Here is an 18,298-nt window from a genome sequence, read left to right as displayed (position 1 = left end):
GGCAAAAAGGGGGCCAAGCCCCCTTTTTGCTTACTGAGTCAACGCCAGGGCGTCAATTACTCAGCTGCAGCTGCCGGAGCTTCTTCAACGAACTGCTCGGTGCCGCCAGCAACGTGGTTGCGACCGCGGATGACTGCGTCAGCCATCGAACCCATGTACAACTGGATAGCGCGGATTGCGTCATCGTTGCCTGGGATGATGTAGTCAACGCCTTCCGGGCTGCTGTTGGTATCGACTACGCCGATAACCGGGATACCCAGCTTGTTGGCTTCGGTGATCGCGATGCGCTCGTGATCAACGTCGATAACGAACAAAGCGTCTGGCAGACCGCCCATGTCCTTGATACCACCCAGGGAACGATCGAGCTTCTCAAGATCGCGAGTGCGCATCAGCGCTTCTTTCTTGGTCAGCTTGGCGAAAGTACCGTCTTCGGCTTGCACTTCAAGGTCACGCAGACGCTTGATGGAAGCACGGATGGTTTTGAAGTTGGTCAGCATGCCGCCCAACCAGCGGTGATCGACGTACGGCGAACCGCAACGTGCTGCTTCTTCAGCAACGATCTTGCCAGCGGAACGCTTGGTGCCGACGAACAGAATCTTGTTTTTGCCCTGGGCCAGACGCTCTACGAAAGTCAGAGCTTCGTTGAACATTGGCAGGGTTTTTTCAAGGTTGATAATGTGGATCTTGTTACGCGCGCCGAAAATGTACTTACCCATTTTCGGGTTCCAGTAACGGGTCTGGTGACCGAAGTGCACACCGGCCTTCAGCATATCGCGCATGTTGACTTGGGACATGATAGTTCCTTAATAAGTCGGGTTTGGCCTCCACGTATCCCAATGACCAACCAGCAGCATCAGCTGAAGGCACCCAGGTCATCGTGTCGACACGTGTGTGGATTTAAGCCTTTCGGGGTATCCCCGGAAAGCGGCGCATTTTATATCACAAGGCTTGCAAAAACGGAACCCGGATTCTCGATTCCTGGTGCGTGACTTCAACAGGGCCCTTGGAATCGCCCAAGAATGCGCCAATCTATAGAGAGAAGCGATGCACAGAGGCTCAGATTTGCGCTGATCGTCTGTTAGAATCGCGTTTTTCAGGGCCGCGAAGATCGAACGCGCAATGCCCATTTCGTTTTAGCAAGCGCCATCGAGCGCAGAGAGAGCCTGTATGACCGTCACCCTCAAAACCCCCGAGGACATCGCAAAGATGCGTGTCGCCGGCAAACTGGCCGCCGATGTGCTGGAAATGATTGCCGAACATGTCAAGCCGGGGATCACCACCGAAGAACTGGACCGCATCTGCCACGACTACATCGTCAACGAGCAGAAAGCCATCCCCGCCCCGCTCAACTACAAAGGCTACCCGAAGTCGATCTGCACCTCGATCAACCACGTGGTCTGCCATGGCATCCCGAACGAGAAGCCGCTGAAGGATGGCGACACCCTGAACATCGACGTCACCGTCATCAAGGACGGTTTCCACGGCGACACCAGCCGCATGTTCCACGTCGGCACTGTGCCGGTCTGGGCCGAGCGCCTGTCGCAGGTGACTCAGGAATGCATGTACAAGGCCATCGAGATCGTCAAACCCGGCTGCCGCTTGGGCGACATCGGTGAAATCATCCAGAAACACGCTGAAAAGAACGGTTTCTCGGTGGTTCGTGAGTTCTGCGGTCACGGTATCGGCAAGGTATTCCACGAAGAGCCGCAGATCCTGCACTACGGCCGCGCCGGCACCGGCATGGAACTGAAAGCAGGCATGACTTTCACCATCGAGCCGATGATCAACCAGGGCAAGGCTGACACCAAGGTCTTGGGCGACGGTTGGACCGCGATCACCAAGGACCGCAAATTGTCGGCCCAGTGGGAACACACCCTGCTGGTGACAGACACCGGTTACGAGATCTTCACCCTGCGCGCCGATGACACCATCCCGCGCGTTTCGGCCTGATCCGCCCCCAGGCAGCTCCCAGCCTTATAGATAGATAGGAAAGCCAATCGATGCCGCAGGTGGATCCCGAACTCTTCGACCGCGGCCAGTTCCAGGCTGAACTGGCCTTGAAGGCAAGCCCGATCGCGGCCTTCAAGAAGGCGATCCGCCAGGCCCGCGAGGTGCTCGACGGGCGCTTTCGCAGCGGCCGGGACATTCGCCGGCTGATCGAGGATCGCGCCTGGTTCGTCGATAACATCCTGCAAAAGGCCTGGGAGCAATTCAACTGGAGCGAAGACGCCGACATCGCGCTGGTCGCGGTCGGCGGCTACGGTCGCGGCGAGTTACACCCTTATTCCGACATCGACCTGCTGATCCTGCTGGACAGCGCCGATCACGAAGTTTTCCGTGACTCCATCGAGCGTTTTCTGACGTTGTTGTGGGACATCGGCCTGGAAGTCGGTCAGAGCGTTCGCTCGGTCGACGAATGCGCCGTCGAGGCCCGCGCCGACCTGACAGTCGTCACCAACCTTATGGAGAGCCGTACCATCTGCGGCCCCGAGCGTTTGCGCCAGCGCATGCTCGACGTCACCAGTACCGCGCACATGTGGCCGAGCAAGGACTTTTTCCTGGCCAAGCGCGCCGAGCAAAAGGCCCGTCACCACAAATACAACGATACCGAATACAACCTGGAACCCAACGTCAAAGGCTCGCCTGGCGGCCTGCGGGATATTCAGACGATTCTGTGGGTGGCCCGCCGCGAATACGGCACCCTGAACCTGCGGGCCCTGGCCGGTGAAGGCTTCCTGGTCGAAAGCGAAAACGCCCTGCTGGCCTCGTCCCAGGAGTTTTTGTGGAAGGTCCGATACGCGCTGCACATGCTCGCCGGGCGCTCCGAAGACCGCCTGCTGTTCGACCACCAGCGATCGATTGCCGGGCTGCTGGGTTTCGAGGGCGATGACGCCAAGCAAGCCATCGAAAACTTCATGCAGCAGTATTACCGGGTGGTCATGAGCATTGCCCAGCTCAGCGACTTGATTATCCAGCACTTCGAAGAAGTCATCCTCGCCCCGGAGGACGAAGCGCCGCCGCAGCCGATCAACTCGCGGTTCCAGCTGCACGATGGCTATATCGAAGCGCGCAACGACAACGTGTTCCGCCGCACGCCGTTCGCCATGCTCGAGATCTTCGTGCTGATGGCCCAGCAGCCGGAAATCAAAGGCGTGCGCGCCGATACCATTCGTCTGCTGCGCGAACACCGTCACCTGATCGATGACGATTTCCGCAATGACATCCGCAACACCAGTCTGTTTATCGAGCTGTTCAAGTGCAGGATCGGCATCCACCGCAACCTGCGCCGAATGAACCGCTACGGCATCCTTGGGCGTTATCTGCCGGAGTTCGGCTTCATTGTCGGGCAGATGCAGCACGACCTGTTTCACATTTATACGGTCGACGCCCACACCCTGAATCTGATCAAGCACCTGCGCAAGTTGCAGTACACGCAAGTGTCGGAAAAATTCCCGCTGGCCAGCAAGCTCATGGCCAAGCTACCCAAACCCGAGCTGATTTATCTGGCCGGGCTGTACCACGACATCGGCAAGGGTCGGCATGGCGATCACTCGGAAATCGGTGCGGTGGATGCCGAAGCCTTTTGCCAGCGCCACCAGCTCCCGGTGTGGGACAGCCGCCTGATCGTCTGGCTGGTGCAGAACCACCTGGTGATGTCGACCACCGCCCAGCGCAAGGACTTGTCCGACCCGCAGGTGATCCACGACTTTGCACAGGCCGTCGCCGACGAAACCCGTCTCGACTATCTGTATGTGCTGACCGTCGCCGATATCAACGCCACCAACCCGACGCTGTGGAACTCCTGGCGTGCCAGCCTCCTGCGCCAGCTCTACACCGAGACCAAGCGCGCCTTGCGCCGCGGCCTGGAAAACCCGGTGGACCGCGAAATGCAGATCCGTCAGACCCAAAGCGCCGCCCTGGACATTCTGGTGCGCGGCGGCACCGATCCGGACGATGTCGAACAGCTGTGGTCGCAATTGGGCGATGACTATTTCCTGCGTCACACCGCCGGCGACGTCGCCTGGCACAGTGACGCGATCCTCCAGCAACCAGCCGATGGCGGGCCGCTGGTATTGATCAAGGAAACCACCCAGCGCGAATTCGAGGGCGGTACGCAGATTTTCATCTACGCACCTGACCAGCATGACTTCTTCGCCGTGACTGTGGCCGCGATGGATCAGCTCAACCTGAACATTCACGACGCCCGGGTCATCACCTCCAGCAGCCAGTTCACCCTCGACACCTACATCGTGCTCGACACTGACGGCGACTCGATCGGCGATAACCCGGCACGGGTCAAACAGATCCGCGAAGGCCTGACCGAAGCGTTGCGCAATCCGGACGACTACCCGACCATCATCCAGCGCCGCGTGCCGCGCCAGCTCAAGCATTTTGCGTTTGCGCCACAGGTGACGATCCACAATGACGCGCAGCGCCCGGTGACAGTGCTGGAACTCAGCGCGCCGGATCGCCCGGGGCTGCTGGCGCGAATCGGCACGATCTTCCTCGAGTTCGACCTGTCGCTGCAGAACGCCAAGATTGCGACCCTCGGCGAACGCGTGGAAGACGTGTTCTTCATCACCGACGCGAACAACCATCCGCTGTCCGACCCGTTGCTGTGCACCCGCTTGCAGGATGCGATCGTTGAACAGCTGACTGTCAGTAACGAACCCGATATCAAATTGTCACGCTTGAGTATTTGAACTAACCAACTTTCCCTGTGGGATCGAGCTTTTGTGGTGAGGGAATTTATCCCCTCACCACAAAAGCTCGATCCCACATTAGAAGAGGCCCCCATGAACAACGCTCTGAACCAGTTGCAGCCCTACCCCTTCGAGAAGCTCCGCGCCCTGCTCGGCAGCGTCACGCCAAACCCGGACAAGCGCGCCATCGCGCTGTCCATTGGCGAGCCGAAGCACCGTTCGCCAAGCTTCGTCGCCGAAGCCCTGGCAAGCAATCTGGATCAGATGGCCGTGTACCCGACCACTCTCGGCATCCCGGCTTTGCGTGAAGCCATCGCTGCATGGTGCGAACGCCGCTTCAACGTTCCGACCGGCTGGCTTGACCCGGCGCGCAACGTGCTGCCGGTCAACGGCACCCGCGAAGCGCTGTTTGCCTTCACCCAGACCGTGGTCAACCGTGGCGAAGACGCCCTGGTGGTTAGCCCGAACCCGTTCTATCAGATCTACGAAGGCGCAGCGTTCCTCGCCGGGGCCAAGCCGCATTACCTGCCATGCCTGGACGAAAACGGCTTCAACCCGGATTTCGACGCTGTTTCGCCAGACATCTGGAAACGCTGCCAGATCCTGTTCCTGTGCTCACCAGGCAACCCGACCGGCGCGCTGATTCCAGTCGACACCCTGAAGAAGCTGATCGCCTTGGCTGACGAATACGACTTCGTGATTGCCGCCGACGAGTGCTACAGCGAACTGTACTTCGACGAACAGACCCCGCCGGCCGGTCTGCTCAGTGCCTGCGTGGAACTGGGCCGCAAGGACTTCAAGCGCTGCGTGGTGTTCCACAGCTTGTCCAAGCGCTCCAATCTGCCAGGCCTGCGCTCAGGATTTGTCGCCGGTGATGCCGACATCCTCAAAGGTTTCCTGCTCTATCGCACCTACCACGGCTGCGCCATGCCGGTTCAGACCCAACTGGCCAGCGTCGCCGCGTGGAATGACGAAGTGCATGTACGCGCCAACCGAGCGCTGTACCGCGAGAAGTACGATGCGGTGCTGGAGATCCTCGGTCCAGTGATGGACGTGCAGCGTCCAGACGGCGGTTTTTACTTGTGGCCGAATGTTGAAGGCGACGACGAAGCGTTTTGCCGTGATCTGTTTGTTGAAGAACATGTGACGGTAGTGCCGGGTTCTTACCTGTCCCGTGAGGTGGATGGCGTCAACCCAGGCGCCGGTCGGGTGCGGATGGCGCTGGTCGCGCCTCTGGCGGAATGCGTGGAAGCCGCCGAACGTATTCGCGCGTTTATTACCCGCAAGCAGTAATCCATGAAGCCGTGCCAGTCAATCTGGCACGGCAACTTGTATGACCAGATCCGACTTCAATACAACCAGCTCTACTCCATCATAAGACACTACAGCGTTTACAAAGCCATATTGTTTGTCGAGTGCAATACCCGACAATTCTAACAACACCAAGTAACACACCCGCAAGTTTTCCACTTTACTAAACCTGTCACCAATACTAAATTCTACTTCCGTAAAAAGCCGCACCCCTATTAATCAAACAAGGAAGTTAGACCATGGATTACAGCGTAACTTTTTCTATAACAGCGCCCAAAGACTTCGACGCCCTCTGTCACTTTGCAAATACAGCACACACGCCAACTCAGGTTTCCCCAGGAGTTGCAAAATAATGTGGGCCAAGAAAAATCCTTCCAAGTTCTGGCCTCCCGGCCGCACTCTTCGCATCGCCTTTCTCAATGGCACCGAAGAATTTAAAGCCGCGACCATCTTTGCAGCCAACCATTGGCTGCCGCACATCAACTTGAAATTCGAATTCGTCGAAGGTAAAGAAGGCGACATCCGCATACTGAGCGAGGAAGGAACGTTCTCGTCTAAAGTCGGCACAGATGCACTGTTATCTGCAGATGAGCCGACAATGAGGCTCTGGCCACACTCACCCATCCACGCTCGTTATTTTGCAGCCAATGTGATGCATGAATTCGGACATATGCTGGGGGCAGAACATGAGCAGACCCACCCGACGGCAAACATCCCCTGGAACACGTCAGCCCTTTATGCGCAACATGGAATAACCGACAACCCTGAAGAAGACAACTACCGCGCCAGAGTGACGCGAGAAAGACTGCACCAATGGTACCTGGATCGCGCAGCCCCCGACGCAAGCGTTTATTCAGAGTACGACCGAAAGTCAATCATGCACTACGTCATCCAGCAATCCTGGACCGAAGGTGACTTCCAGGTTTTTCTCAATTTTGATCTCAGCGAAAAAGACAAGGCTTTCATGGCGAAGGCTTATCCGCATCCTGACAATGAGTAAGTTGCCGGCTTTCACAGAACGCAGTTAATTTGTTATGGCCATCAAAAACAAAGTCCCTGTTCTTACGCCAACGGACAAAACCTCAGCAAGCGAACGACAAGTAAGTTAATCATGCACTCTATTACTCCATGCAAAACAATCCACCCCATTGATGAACTCGCCTCTTACGACGCAGCCATCCTGGAAAACCCCCGCAACGCCCAACCCTCTTCTGCGGGTCGACGTACCAAGCGCGCCATCGGCATCTGGAGCAAATTCTGGGGTAACGGCCGGACGTTAAGAATCGCGTTCGTGGATACTCCAACTCAAACGAAACGGCTAGCCATCGAAGCGTTGATCAAACAATGGCAACCCTCAGTCAACTTGCACTTCGAATTTGTTGATGACGGTGAAAGCGAGATCAGGATTTCCACATACAGCGCAACCAACGACTCCGCAGTGGGAACCGATGCGCTGTTGTACGAACAACACCAGCCGACGCTGAATCTGAACATTGAAATGGACCATCCAGAATTCGAAGCAACCGTGCTGCACGAGTTCGGTCACGCACTGGGGCTAAAGCACGAGCAGCAACACCCAAAGGCAAACATTCCCTGGGACAAACCGAAAGTCTACGAATTTTATAAAACCAACTATGGGTGGACCGATGAAGACACGGACCTTAATGTCCTGACGCCCCTTCAAGGCAGCGACTATTTATCGGGCCCCTACGATAAGGATTCGATCATGCACTACCCGGTTCCGAACGAGTTGACGACTGAGGATTGGGAGGTGGGTATCAACACAAAAATCAGCATGCTGGACAGGCGAGTCATGCGCAAAGCCTATCCGAAGTTTCGATCGATCGACGCCGTCTGATTCAGGCCCAGCAGCCTGAGTCACCTCGCTATTGGCCTTGGAGGCCTATTTGACCGATCCTGGATTGGTCTCACTCAAATCCGGCCCACACGACACCTCTTGTAATACGTCATCACCCATCTGGTGATGACGACAGAGACTATACAACTCCAGGCGCTGCGCCCGCGGCGCCTTTTACGAACGCCACATCGGCGTTGGCCAGTGATACACGCCTGTTATTGCCAACCAAAGCGAACCCGGACGTTGCAGGCGGTTTGCATAAAACGCGGCGCCCAGGCGATTGACAGCATTGAAGTGCCATATTAGCTACTTAGACTGCGGGCTGGCTGTTGAGCCCATGCCGCATCGTCCTGACACACCGCTCCCACAGGTTTTGCGGTGGCATGACAACCACGGCCGACGCGAAACCGCTCGGTCATGGCATAATCCGTCACCTTTAATTTCCAGCACCTGCAAAGGGGGCAATTCCTTGACCGTTTCAAGCAAAACGTTGCACCTTTTCGGCATCAAAGCCTGCGACACCATGAAAAAGGCGCGCACCTGGCTCGATGAACACGCTGTCAGCTATGACTTCCATGATTACAAGACGGCCGGAATCGACCGTGAACACCTGAACCAATGGTGCGACGAGCACGGCTGGCAAGTGGTGTTGAACCGTGCAGGCACAACCTTTCGCAAACTCGACGACGAACGCAAAGCCGATCTCGACCAAGCGAAAGCGATCGAACTGATGCTCGCACAACCCTCGATGATCAAGCGCCCGGTGCTCGATCTCGGTGACCGAACCCTGATTGGCTTCAAGCCAGATATCTACGCGGCAGCGCTCAAGTAAGGCAGCCCGTTCCATTTTGTTAGAGGTATCAACATGTCCACTACCCTGTTCAGCCTGGCCTTTGGTGTCGGCACTCAAAACCGTCAAGGCGCATGGCTGGAAGTGTTTTACGCACAGCCACTGCTTAACCCATCGGCCGAACTGGTCGCGGCTATCGCACCAGTTCTGGGCTACGCCGAAGGCAATCAGGCTATCGCCTTCACCACCGCTCAGGCTTCGCAACTGGCAGAAGCGCTGAAAGGCGTCGACGCTGCACAAGCTGCTTTGCTGACCCGTCTGGCCGAGAGCCACAAGCCGCTGGTCGCGACCATTCTGGCCGAAGACGCTCAGTTGACCTCCACGCCTGAGGCTTACCTCAAACTGCACCTGCTGTCCCACCGTCTCGTCAAGCCGCATGGCCTGAACCTGGCGGGCGTGTTCCCGCTGCTGCCGAACGTGGCCTGGACCAGCCAGGGCGCCATCGACCTGGCCGAACTGGCCGAGCATCAGCTGGAAGCCCGTCTGCGCGGTGAGTTGCTGGAAGTGTTCTCGGTAGACAAGTTCCCGAAAATGACCGACTACGTCGTTCCGGCCGGCGTGCGTATCGCTGACGCGGCGCGTATTCGTCTGGGTGCTTACGTCGGCGAAGGCACCACCGTGATGCACGAAGGTTTCGTCAACTTCAACGCCGGCACCGAAGGCCCGGGCATGATCGAAGGCCGTGTATCGGCTGGCGTCTTCGTCGGCAAGGGCTCGGATCTGGGCGGCGGTTGCTCGACCATGGGCACCCTGTCGGGCGGCGGCAACATCGTGATAAAGGTCGGCGAAGGCTGCCTGATCGGCGCGAACGCCGGTATCGGCATTCCGTTGGGCGATCGCAACACCGTCGAGTCGGGCCTGTACGTGACTGCCGGTACCAAAGTCGCGCTGCTGGATGAAAAAAATCAGCTGGTCAAAGTCGTAAAGGCCCGTGAACTGGCGGGTCAGCCTGACCTGCTGTTCCGCCGCAATTCGGAAACCGGTGCCGTGGAATGCAAAACCCACAAATCGGCGATCGAACTGAACGAAGCGCTGCACGCTCACAACTAAGCGTCACATAAACACCTGTGGGAGCGGGCTTGTGTGGCGAGGGAGCTTGCTCCCGCTGGATCGCGAAGCGGCCCCAAAAGCTTTGCGACTGCTCCGCAGCCGAGCGGGAGCAAGCTCCCTCGCCACACAAGCCCGCTCCCACAGGTCCGGCGCATATCCGCCCATGTTCAACAGGGCCGAACACCATGATGATTCCCTCTCCCTGGCGCGCCGACTTCCCGGCCATCGCCGCGCTGCAACGGCAAGACCAGACCTATCTGGACAACGCCGCTACCACGCAAAAACCTCAAGCCCTGCTGGACGCTTTGGCGCATTACTACGCCAATGGCGCGGCCAACGTGCACCGGGCGCAACACTTGCCCGGCGCCCATGCCACCCAGGCGTTCGAGGCCAGCCGCAGCAAAGTCGCCCAATGGCTGAATGCCGGCGATTGCGGGCAAATCATCTTTACCCACGGCGCGACTTCCGCGCTGAACCTCCTGGCGTATGGCCTGGAGCACTTATTAAACCCGGGCGATGAGATTGTCATCAGCGCCCTGGAGCATCACGCCAACTTGCTGCCGTGGCAACAACTGGCTCTGCGTCGCGACTTGAAACTGGTGATTCTGCCGCTGGACGCTGACGGTTTGATCGACCTTGATGCCGCCGCGCAATTGATCACTCCGCACACCCGTTTGCTGGCGGTCAGTCAGCTATCGAACGTGCTCGGCGCCTGGCAGCCCTTGCCCGCCTTGCTGGCGATGGCCAAGGCGCACGACGCATTGACCGTGGTCGATGGCGCGCAAGGCGTGGTTCATGGCCGGCATGACGTGCAGGCGCTGGGTTGCGACTTTTATGTGTTCTCCAGCCACAAGCTCTATGGCCCCGATGGTCTGGGCGTGCTGTTCGGTCGCCATGAAGCGCTCAAACAACTGCGCCATTGGCAGTTTGGCGGCGAGATGGTGCTGGATGCGGATTACCACAGTTCACGCTTTCGCCCTGCCCCATTGGGTTTCGAGGCAGGCACACCCCCGATTGCCAGCGTGATCGGTCTGGGGGCAACGCTGGATTATCTGGCGGGGCTTGATCAGGACGCCGTGTCTGCCCATGAAGCGGCGCTGCATGACTATTTGTTGAAAGGTCTTGAAGCGCGCAATGGCATTCGGCTGCTGGGCAGGCCGCAACTGGCGTTGGCCAGTTTTGTCGTCGAGGGTGTGCATAACTCTGATCTGGCGCATTTGCTGACCGAACAGGGGATCGCGGTGCGCGCCGGACATCACTGCGCGATGCCGTTGCTCAAAAGCTTCGAGCTGGCCGGGGCGATCCGGGTGTCGTTGGCGCTGTACAACGACTCTGAAGATCTGGAGCGATTCTTTGAAGCGCTGGATCAGGCGCTGGAGTTGTTGCGATGAGCTTGCCGGCCGATGCCGCTATCGCACTAGCAACCTTTCAGAATGCGCCGGGCTGGGAACAGCGGGCGCGGTTGCTGATGCAATGGGGCGACCGTCTACCTGCCTTGAACGATGTGGATAAAATCGACGCCAACCGTGTGCATGGCTGTGAAAGCCAGGTGTGGTTGGTGGGTTCGCTGGATGACGGTCACTGGCAGTTTGCGGCGAGCAGCGATGCACGGTTGATCCGCGGGTTGGTGGCCTTGCTGCTGGCGCGGGTCAACGGGTTGTCGGCGGATGAGTTGCGGCAGGTGGATTTGCCGGAGTGGTTCAGTCAGCTTGGGCTTTCGCGGCAACTGTCGCCTTCGCGCAGTAATGGTCTCAATGCTGTATTACAGCGAATGAATGAGTTGGCAGGCTAATCGCCTTCGCGAGCAAGCCCGCTCCCACAGGGGAATGCATTCCAACGTGGGAGCGGGCTTGCTCGCGAAGAGGGCCATCAACCACACCATCAAACTTGAGGTTTGACCCGATCCGCCGGCCGCCGCACACCCGCCACAATCTTATCCACAGCCTTGGTCGCCGCGACCATGCCGAACGTCGCCGTCACCATCATCACCGCGCCAAACCCGCCGGCGCAGTCGAGCTTCACTCCATCGCCGACAAAACTCTTCTGCAGACAAATGCTGCCATCCGGCTTCGGGTAGCGCAGTTGTTCGGTGGAAAACACGCACGGCACGCTGTAATGACGCGTGACGGTGCGCGAGAAGCCGTAGTCCCGGCGCAGGGTCGAGCGCACTTTCGACGCCAGTGGATCATTGAAAGTCCGGTTCAGGTCGCAGACCTGGATCAACGTCGGGTCGATCTGCCCGCCCGCCCCGCCGGTGGTGATGATCTGGATCTTGCGGCGTTTGCACCATGCAATCAGCGCCGCTTTCGCATTCACGCTGTCGATGCAGTCGATCACGCAGTCGATGTTCGGCGTGATGTACTCGGCCATGGTTTCGCGCGTGACGAAATCCGCCACCGCGTGCACCGTGCAGTCCGGGTTGATACCGCGTAAACGCTCGGCCATCACCTCGACCTTGGGTTTGCCGACGGTGCTGTCCAGCGCGTGCAACTGACGGTTGGCGTTGCTGACGCAGACGTCATCGAGGTCGAACAGCGAAATCTCGCCCACGCCACACCGGGCGATGGCTTCCGCCGCCCAGGAACCGACGCCACCGACGCCGACGATCGCCACATGGGCTGCGCGCAGGCGCTCCAGGCCGTCGATGCCATACAAACGGGCGATGCCTGCAAACCGCGGATCTTCTGTACTCATGACCATTACCCCAAAAACCGGCGCGCATTATAGGGCTAGTACTGCAACAAGATCTAAGTTACCGCGACAAGCGAAAGAACTTATGCGAAACGGGATTGCCAAACGTAGGGCATTTCCCTGCCAGCTATACGCTCAAGGAATGCCCGGTGTAGGATGCGCGCCCCTTGGCACACGCCGACCGGTCCTTCGTTCCACAGCCTTTGGAACCTGAAATAACTATGTCATCGCGTAAATTTGGACTCAACCTGGTCGTGGTGCTCGCCATCGCAGCCTTGTTTACCGGCTTCTGGGCGCTGATCAATCGCCCGGTCACCGCTCCCAACTGGCCTGAGCAGATCTCCGGCTTTTCGTACTCGCCGTTCCAGCAGGGTCAGTACCCACAAAAAGAGCAGTATCCGACCGACGATGAAATGCGTCGCGACCTGGAGATCATGAGCAAGCTGACGGACAACATCCGTACTTACTCGGTCGACGGCTCCCTGCAAGACATCCCCAAACTGGCGGAAGAATTCGGTCTGCGGGTCACCCTCGGTATCTGGATCAGCCCGGACGAGGAGCGCAACGAGCGTGAGATCCTGCGCGCCATCGAACTCGCCAACACCTCCCGCAGCGTGGTTCGCGTGGTTGTAGGCAACGAGGCGATCTTCCGTAAGGAAATTACCGCTGCAGAACTCAGCATTATTCTGGATCGCGTTCGCGCGGCGGTGAAAGTGCCGGTGACCACGTCCGAGCAATGGCACGTCTGGGAAGAAAACCCGAGCCTGGCCAAGCACGTCGACCTGATCGCTGCCCACGTCCTGCCGTACTGGGAACATGTGCCGATGGAGCAATCCGGGCAGTTCGTACTGGACCGTGCCCGTGATCTGAAAAAAATGTTCCCGAAAAAACCGCTGTTGCTGTCGGAAGTCGGCTGGCCGAGCAACGGTCGTATGCGCGGCGGTGCCGATGCATCGCCGGCAGACCAGGCGATTTACCTGCGCACACTGGTCAACAAGCTCAACCGCCAGGGTTTCAACTACTTCGTGATCGAAGCGTTTGACCAACCATGGAAGGCCAGCGACGAAGGTTCGGTGGGCGCTTACTGGGGTGTTTTCAACGCCGCACGCCAGCAGAAATTCAACTTCGAAGGCCCGGTCGTTGCGATCCCGCAATGGCGCGTGCTGGCGGTCGGTTCGGTGGTCCTGGCGCTGCTGTCCCTGACCCTGCTGATGATCGACGGCTCGGCCCTGCGTCAACGCGGCCGCACCTTCCTGACCTTTATCGCCTTCCTTTGCGGATCGGTGCTGGTGTGGATCGGTTACGACTACAGCCTGCAATACAGCACCTGGTTCAGCCTGACGGTCGGGGGCCTACTCGCACTCGGCGCACTCGGGGTCTTTATCGTGCTACTGACCGAGGCGCATGAACTGGCCGAGGCGGTCTGGACCCACAAGCGCCGGCGTGAATTCCTGCCGGTGGTCGGCGAATCGGACTACAGACCGAAGGTATCGATCCACGTCCCTTGCTACAACGAGCCGCCGGAGATGGTCAAACAGACCCTCAACGCCTTGGCCAACCTCGACTATCCGGACTTCGAAGTCCTGATCATCGACAACAACACCAAGGACCCGGCGGTCTGGGAACCGGTGCGCGATTACTGCGAAACCCTCGGCCCGCGCTTCAAGTTCTTCCACGTCGCGCCGTTGGCCGGTTTCAAGGGTGGTGCACTGAATTATCTGATTCCGCACACCGCCAAGGATGCCGAAGTCATTGCGGTGATCGATTCGGACTACTGCGTCGACCCGAACTGGCTCAAGCACATGGTGCCGCACTTCGCCGATCCGAAAATCGCCGTGGTGCAGTCGCCACAGGATTACCGCGACCAGAACGAAAGCACCTTCAAAAAGCTGTGCTACGCGGAATACAAAGGCTTCTTCCACATCGGCATGGTCACCCGCAACGACCGTGACGCGATCATCCAGCACGGCACCATGACGATGACCCGACGCTCTGTGCTCGAGGAACTGGGCTGGGCCGACTGGTGCATCTGTGAAGACGCCGAGTTGGGTCTGCGCGTGTTCGAGAAAGGCCTGTCGGCGGCGTATTACCACACCAGCTATGGCAAAGGCCTGATGCCCGATACCTTTATCGACTTCAAGAAACAGCGATTCCGCTGGGCCTATGGCGCGATTCAGATCATCAAGCGTCACACCACCAGCTTGCTTCGCGGCAAGGGCACCGAGCTGACCCGTGGCCAGCGTTACCACTTCCTCGCGGGCTGGTTGCCGTGGGTCGCGGACGGCATGAACATCTTCTTCACCGTGGGCGCCTTGTTGTGGTCGGCGGCGATGATCATCGTGCCGCAGCGGGTCGATCCGCCGTTGCTGATTTTCGCGATCCCGCCACTGGCGCTGTTCGTGTTCAAGGTCGGCAAGATCATCTTCCTCTACCGCCGTGCAGTGGGGGTCAACCTCAAGGATGCGTTCTGCGCGGCACTGGCCGGCCTGGCGTTGTCGCACACCATCGCCAAAGCGGTGCTGTACGGCTTCTTCACCAGCAGCATTCCGTTTTTCCGCACACCGAAGAACGCCGATAACCACGGTTTCTGGGTGGCGATCTCGGAGGCGCGCGAAGAGGTGTTCATCATGCTGCTGTTGTGGGGCGCGGCACTGGGGATTTACTTGGTGAACGGCATGCCGAGCAACGACATGCGCTTCTGGGTGACCATGTTGCTGGTTCAGTCGCTGCCGTACCTGGCGGCGCTGATCATGGCGTTCCTGTCTTCGCTGCCGAAACCGGTGGTCGCGACAGAGACGGCACCGGCAGTCTAAATCTCTACAGATGCACTAAACGGCGGCCAATGGTCGCCGTTTTGCTTTAAGATAACCGCCATTTTGCAGGGCTTGGCGTGATATCCATCCCTGTGGGAGCCAGCCTGCTGGCGATGGCAATGTAACAATCAACGTTTATGTTGACTGACACACCGCCATCGCCAGCAGGCTGGCTCCCACATTTAGTCCGCGCCCATATTCAAGATTTCCGGAGTTTTCCATGACGGCCCACGCCGACCTTTCGCCGACCCTTCAACTCGCCATCGACCTGATCCGCCGTCCGTCCGTGACGCCGGTTGACGCCGATTGCCAGAAGCAGATGATGCAGCGCCTGGGCGATGCCGGCTTCACCCTGGAACCGATGCGCATCGAAGATGTGGATAACTTCTGGGCCACCCACGGCAAACACGACGGTCCGGTGCTGTGCTTCGCCGGTCACACCGACGTGGTGCCGACCGGCCCGGTGTCCGCCTGGCAGATCGACCCGTTCAACGCGCTGATCGACGAACACGGCATGCTCTGCGGCCGTGGCGCGGCGGACATGAAAGGCAGCCTCGCCTCGATGACAGTGGCGGCCGAGCGCTTCGTCGCCGACTACCCGGACCACAAAGGCAAGGTCGCTTTCCTGATCACCAGCGACGAAGAAGGCCCGGCGCACCACGGCACCAAGGCAGTGGTCGAACGCCTCGCCGCCCGTAAGGAACGTCTGGACTGGTGCATCGTCGGCGAACCGTCGAGCACCACCCTGGTGGGTGACGTGGTCAAGAACGGCCGTCGTGGCTCCCTCGGCGCCAAGCTGACCGTACGCGGTGTGCAGGGTCACGTGGCCTATCCACATCTCGCGAAGAACCCGATCCACCTCGCCGCCCCAGCCCTGGCCGAACTGGCCGCCGAGCATTGGGACCATGGCAACGATTTCTTCCCGCCGACCAGTTTCCAGATTTCCAACGTCAATTCCGGCACTGGCGCGACCAATGTGATTCCGGGCGATCTGGTGGCGGTGTTCAACTTCCGCTTCTCCACCGAATCCACCGTTGAAGGCTTGCAAAAGCGTGTCGCCGACATTCTCGACAAACATGGCCTGGACTGGCACATCGACTGGGCGCTGTCCGGCCTACCGTTCCTGACCGAACCGGGTGCGTTGCTGGATGCCGTCGCTTCAAGCATCAAGGACGTAACCGGTCGCGACACCAAAGCCTCCACCAGCGGTGGCACCTCCGATGGACGCTTTATTGCGACCATGGGCACTCAGGTGGTTGAACTGGGCCCGGTCAACGCGACGATCCACCAGGTCAACGAGCGCGTACTGGCTGCCGACCTCGACGTGCTGACCGAAATCTACTACCAGACCCTGATCAAGTTGCTCGCCTGATGCTCGCCTGCCCGATCTGCAGCGAACCGCTGAACGCGGTGGACAACGGCGTGGCCTGCCCCGCCGGGCATCGTTTCGACCGTGCGCGGCAGGGTTACCTGAACCTGCTGCCGGTGCAGCACAAGAACAGCCGCGACCCTGGGGATAACCTCGCCATGGTCGAAGCCCGTCGCGACTTCCTGAACGCCGGCCATTACGCACCGGTGGCAAAGCGCCTGGCAGAGCTGGCTGCTGAATATGCGCCGCAGCGCTGGCTGGACATCGGTTGTGGCGAGGGTTACTACACTGCGCAAATCGCCGAGGCCTTGCCCAACGCTGACGGTTACGCGCTGGATATCTCCCGGGAAGCGGTCAAACGCGCCTGCAAACGCAACCCGCAGCTGACCTGGTTGATCGCCAGCATGGCGCGGGTCCCGTTGGCCTCGGGCAGTTGCCAGTTTCTCGCCAGCGTTTTCAGTCCGCTGGATTGGGAGGAAGCCAAGCGCTTGCTCAGCCCCGGCGGCGGCTTGATGAAAGTCGGGCCGACCAGCGGCCATCTGATGGAATTGCGCGAGCGGCTGTACGACGAAGTCCGTGAATACACCGACGACAAGCATCTGGCCCTAGTGCCGGAAGGCATGGCGCTGCAACACAGCGAAACCCTGGAATTCAAACTGACGCTTTCAAAGGGTCAGGATCGCGCCAACCTGTTGGCCATGACGCCCCATGGCTGGCGCGCCAGTGCCGAACGCCGAGCGGCGGTCATCGAGCAGGTTGAGCCGTTCGAGGTCACCGTGTCGATGCGCTACGATTATTTCGTACTTCAATAATTTTTGGTCTTGAGCAACGGCTCGAGGCCGGCTAAATCCGCGAATGGATTTTTCAGACCCGCAGTGAGGACATCCATGCGCCAACCCGATATCGAGATTTACCTGAAAGACGCCGACGTCGACTACAAGGCCGTCGCAGACTGGCTTAGCGAAGCGTTGGGCCAGTGCAGTGAATGGGTCAAGAAGGGCCAGACCTACAAGTGCAAGGCCGGCAACGTGCCCGTCACTTGGCTGCCAAAAGCCGTCGGCAAATGGAACAGCCTGTTCCTGGACAGCGACCAGACCCCGTGGGAAGACGACATCGCCTGCGCCCGCGCTGCGTTTGCCGCGCTGAACGTCGAAGTGCGTTGTGCGCCGGGTACGTGGGTCGAGGAAGAAGGTGAGGAAACAGCGGATCGCTGGATGCGCATCAGCGCCGACGGTGAAGAAGAGATCACCTGGAAAACTGTTTAAAGTCTGTACACAAAACCTGTGGGAGCGGGCTTGCCCGCGATTGCGGTGTGTCAGTCACATCAATATCGAATGTGCAGCCGTCTTCGCGGGCAAGCCCGCTCCCACAGGGGTTTCGGTGATCTGGAGGGTGGGGTTACAGCCCCACCACATCCTCAGCCTGCAACCCCTTCTCGCCCGTCACCACGGCGTATTCAACCTGCTGACCTTCAGCCAGCGAACGATGCCCCTCGCCTCGAATCGCGCGGTAGTGCACGAACACGTCCACCCCGTCCTCGCGCTGGATGAAGCCGTAGCCCTTGGCGTCGTTGAACCACTTCACATTGCCGGTTTCGCGCGTAGCCATGAGTCGATACCCCCTTCTTTTTATTGTTGAGCCGCCGAGTATATG

At 59.1% G+C, this 18,298-nt stretch carries 16 protein-coding genes; 13 read left to right on the top strand and 3 right to left on the bottom strand.

Annotated features, from left to right (window positions below):
• Positions 1 to 56: 56 nt before the first annotated feature.
• Entirely contained in the window at positions 57 to 794 is a 738-nt protein-coding gene (rpsB, locus tag DJ564_RS06790) for a 30S ribosomal protein S2 (RefSeq protein WP_007907989.1), read from the bottom strand.
• 373 nt (positions 795 to 1,167) lie between these two features.
• Here rpsB and map point away from each other — a divergent pair, with 373 nt between their 5' ends.
• The 9 genes from map (at position 1,168) to DJ564_RS06745 (ending at position 11,564) form a co-directional block, all read left to right on the top strand.
• A complete protein-coding gene (gene map, locus DJ564_RS06785; protein ID WP_109628206.1) occupies positions 1,168 to 1,950 on the top strand; it encodes a type I methionyl aminopeptidase in 783 nt (260 codons plus the stop codon).
• Positions 1,951 to 2,000: 50 nt separating this feature from the next.
• On the top strand, positions 2,001 to 4,703 hold the full coding sequence (locus tag DJ564_RS06780) for a [protein-PII] uridylyltransferase (protein WP_109628205.1): 2,703 nt from the start codon (positions 2,001 to 2,003) through the stop codon (positions 4,701 to 4,703).
• Between the two features lie 93 nt (positions 4,704 to 4,796).
• The gene (gene dapC / locus DJ564_RS06775) at positions 4,797 to 5,996 is read left to right on the top strand and encodes a succinyldiaminopimelate transaminase (RefSeq protein ID WP_109628204.1); all 1,200 of its coding nucleotides are present in this window, start codon (positions 4,797 to 4,799) and stop codon (positions 5,994 to 5,996) included.
• A 370-nt stretch (positions 5,997 to 6,366) separates the two neighbouring features.
• Positions 6,367 to 7,014 carry a hypothetical protein gene (locus DJ564_RS06770; RefSeq protein WP_109628203.1) on the top strand — a complete coding sequence of 216 codons (648 nt, stop codon included), beginning with the start codon at positions 6,367 to 6,369 and terminating at the stop codon, positions 7,012 to 7,014.
• A 111-nt stretch (positions 7,015 to 7,125) separates the two neighbouring features.
• Entirely contained in the window at positions 7,126 to 7,872 is a 747-nt protein-coding gene (locus DJ564_RS06765) for a M12 family metallopeptidase (protein ID WP_109628202.1), read from the top strand.
• Positions 7,873 to 8,341: 469 nt separating this feature from the next.
• The gene (locus DJ564_RS06760) at positions 8,342 to 8,704 is read left to right on the top strand and encodes an ArsC family reductase (protein ID WP_109628201.1); all 363 of its coding nucleotides are present in this window, start codon (positions 8,342 to 8,344) and stop codon (positions 8,702 to 8,704) included.
• Positions 8,705 to 8,737: 33 nt separating this feature from the next.
• Positions 8,738 to 9,772 (top strand): 2,3,4,5-tetrahydropyridine-2,6-dicarboxylate N-succinyltransferase, encoded by a 1,035-nt coding sequence (gene dapD, locus DJ564_RS06755; RefSeq protein ID WP_109628200.1) that lies wholly within the window; start codon positions 8,738 to 8,740, stop codon positions 9,770 to 9,772.
• Positions 9,773 to 9,957: 185 nt separating this feature from the next.
• On the top strand, positions 9,958 to 11,163 hold the full coding sequence (locus tag DJ564_RS06750) for an aminotransferase class V-fold PLP-dependent enzyme (protein WP_109628199.1): 1,206 nt from the start codon (positions 9,958 to 9,960) through the stop codon (positions 11,161 to 11,163).
• On the top strand, positions 11,160 to 11,564 hold the full coding sequence (locus DJ564_RS06745; protein ID WP_109628198.1) for a SufE family protein: 405 nt from the start codon (positions 11,160 to 11,162) through the stop codon (positions 11,562 to 11,564). Before DJ564_RS06750 ends, DJ564_RS06745 begins: the two co-directional genes overlap by 4 nt.
• 89 nt (positions 11,565 to 11,653) lie before the next feature.
• Here the strand turns inward: DJ564_RS06745 and tcdA are convergent, their stop codons facing one another.
• Positions 11,654 to 12,466 (bottom strand): tRNA cyclic N6-threonylcarbamoyladenosine(37) synthase TcdA, encoded by an 813-nt coding sequence (tcdA, locus tag DJ564_RS06740; RefSeq protein WP_371922057.1) that lies wholly within the window; start codon positions 12,464 to 12,466, stop codon positions 11,654 to 11,656.
• Positions 12,467 to 12,684: 218 nt separating this feature from the next.
• Between tcdA and DJ564_RS06735 the strand changes: the two genes are divergently transcribed.
• From DJ564_RS06735 to DJ564_RS06720, 4 genes are all read left to right on the top strand, one after another.
• Positions 12,685 to 15,276 (top strand): glycosyltransferase, encoded by a 2,592-nt coding sequence (locus DJ564_RS06735; protein WP_109628196.1) that lies wholly within the window; start codon positions 12,685 to 12,687, stop codon positions 15,274 to 15,276.
• A 220-nt stretch (positions 15,277 to 15,496) separates the two neighbouring features.
• Entirely contained in the window at positions 15,497 to 16,648 is a 1,152-nt protein-coding gene (gene dapE, locus DJ564_RS06730) for a succinyl-diaminopimelate desuccinylase (RefSeq protein WP_109628195.1), read from the top strand.
• Positions 16,648 to 17,457, top strand: coding sequence for a putative RNA methyltransferase (locus DJ564_RS06725; protein ID WP_109628194.1), 810 nt, complete (start codon positions 16,648 to 16,650; stop codon positions 17,455 to 17,457). Before dapE ends, DJ564_RS06725 begins: the two co-directional genes overlap by 1 nt.
• Positions 17,458 to 17,532: 75 nt before the next feature.
• On the top strand, positions 17,533 to 17,910 hold the full coding sequence (locus tag DJ564_RS06720) for a hypothetical protein (RefSeq protein ID WP_109628193.1): 378 nt from the start codon (positions 17,533 to 17,535) through the stop codon (positions 17,908 to 17,910).
• A 133-nt stretch (positions 17,911 to 18,043) separates the two neighbouring features.
• Here the strand turns inward: DJ564_RS06720 and DJ564_RS06710 are convergent, their stop codons facing one another.
• Positions 18,044 to 18,253: a cold-shock protein gene (locus DJ564_RS06710; RefSeq protein WP_010462862.1), complete on the bottom strand. Its 210-nt coding sequence runs from the start codon at positions 18,251 to 18,253 to the stop codon at positions 18,044 to 18,046.
• Between the last annotated feature and the right edge of the window lie 45 nt (positions 18,254 to 18,298).

This window comes from Pseudomonas sp. 31-12 (assembly GCF_003151075.1).
Classification (GTDB): Bacteria; Pseudomonadota; Gammaproteobacteria; order Pseudomonadales; family Pseudomonadaceae; genus Aquipseudomonas.
This window is presented reverse-complemented; position numbering and strand designations above follow the sequence as displayed.